The organism is Butyrivibrio sp. (assembly GCF_017940685.1).
GTDB lineage: Bacteria > Bacillota > Clostridia > Lachnospirales > Lachnospiraceae > Butyrivibrio.
Genome location: NZ_JAGAYD010000269.1, coordinates 1 through 1,729 on the forward strand (window position 1 = coordinate 1; position 1,729 = coordinate 1,729).

Sequence of the window (1,729 nt, forward strand, 5' to 3'; positions counted from 1 at the left end):
CAGAAGATAGTGTGGGAGTCATAAGGCTCCCGCACTTTTTTTGCTTATTGAAAAACTTTTTGATTAAATTTAATAATACTTTAAATAATCTGACTTTTTGGTTAATAATTTGCAAATAACTGCCGATAAATACTTTGAATGATCTTACTATGCCCCTTTGGATAGAGGTATTAACTGGAGGATGACGATGTCTAACGTGTGGGTCAAAAAAGTATTAAAGGCTGGGATCTGTTATATTATGGTTCTTTCGATTTTCTTTAGCATTCCTGTAAAAAGCCTGGCCTATGATGATGCTGTTAAGCTGTCAGAGGATACATATAATACACTTCTTAAGGGTACTACCAAGTACAATGGCGTAGACTATGGAGCCAAGTATGGTTATAACCCTCTATATTATTTCCTTAATTACAATGATCTTAGAATTGCATATGGTGCGGATCCCGCTAAACTTGTGGAGCACTACGCAATATATGGAATAAAAGAAAAACGAGTTGCCAATGCTCCTATTACAAGAGGCGCTCAGGCCTGGAGCAGCAGTAACGAGTACATCGTTCCTTCCAATCAGCTCACCAAAGAAAAGAAAGATGGAATGGTAGTTATTCCTGATCAGATCCACAACAACGGCGGAATGAACAGACGCCAGGAGACCGAGGCAAGAAGCATTGCAAGGCAGCTGGCTACAAATATTTATAACCAGGTCATGACTGTTAACAGTAACAGCAAGAAATCCAGCAGTAAAAAGAACAGTACCAGCACCCAGCCACAGATTCCTGAAATAGAGATGGTTGCTTATGCTACCGGAATAGTACAGGCATATTGCAACGCAGGAAGAGAGCTTACTCAGGACGAGGTTAAAAAGAGTGGCAGCAAGGTATACAGAACAGCCTACGGCGTGTTTTGTGCTCATGAATTTACCAGTGCCGGTGCAACAAGGGCTCTTGGACTTATCCTTGACTATTTAAATGATACGATCCAGCAGAAGAATCCCGGAGCTGCTCCTATAAAGTGGGTACACGTCAACGCTAATACTTGGAATCAGCAGTATTGCCAGATAGCCTGCAACAATCATGAAGCCTATGCAGATGCAATCTACGGTATTGCAGGATATGGCAAACATCCTCTTGAGGGTGGTGTTGACCAGGATATTCAGAAATATGTAAGCTATGCAACACTTACAAGCATCATGAATACAAGACCTGCTTATGGGGATAATGGACAGGCAGTGACTACAGATCCAACTTATAATGCCAATCCAATGAGCGGTCAGTCCAATGACTATTAAGAAAACTAGGTGAAAGCGTAAAGATAAATGAAAACTGTGGGGAAAGAAAAAAACAGGATAAAGTTAAAGTTCAACGCATGTATAGCAATCATGGTGGCAGCAGTTCTTTTGATACCATCTGCACAGGCCAGTGCCAAGGAAGTCACCAAGATAAGCGGAACTACCTTTAAAAGAAATACCAACGTAGCTACGATCCATATAGGAAGCGATGTGAATGATATTTCATCAAATGCTTTCAGAGGCCTTATGAGCCTTAAGTCCATAACGGTCAGCGAGAACAATCCATACTTCGCATCCTATAGCAATTGCCTCTACAACAAGAATATGACTGAGCTTCTTTGTTTCCCGGCAGCTCTTTCAGGGGCGGTGATTCCGGATACAGTGGTTTCCATCAGGGAGAATGCACTCTATGGAGTGAACGAAGGCCTGAAGGAACAGGTCAGGTCA

Annotated in this window: 2 protein-coding genes; both read left to right on the forward strand. The window is 41.8% G+C overall.

Annotated features, from left to right (window positions below; genetic code table 11):
• Positions 1 to 187 precede the first annotated feature (187 nt).
• The gene (locus J6I68_RS16310) at positions 188 to 1,282 is read left to right on the forward strand and encodes a hypothetical protein (RefSeq protein WP_292221847.1); all 1,095 of its coding nucleotides are present in this window, start codon (positions 188 to 190) and stop codon (positions 1,280 to 1,282) included.
• Between the two features lie 27 nt (positions 1,283 to 1,309).
• On the forward strand, positions 1,310 to 1,729 hold a 420-nt coding region (locus J6I68_RS16315), incomplete at its 3' end, for a leucine-rich repeat protein (protein WP_292221848.1).

What these genes read in the sequence shown, in the direction of transcription:
- J6I68_RS16310 (WP_292221847.1), top strand. Translation starts at nt 188, where the DNA reads ATGTCTAACGTGTGGGTCAAAAAAGTATTAAAGGCTGGGATCTGTTAT.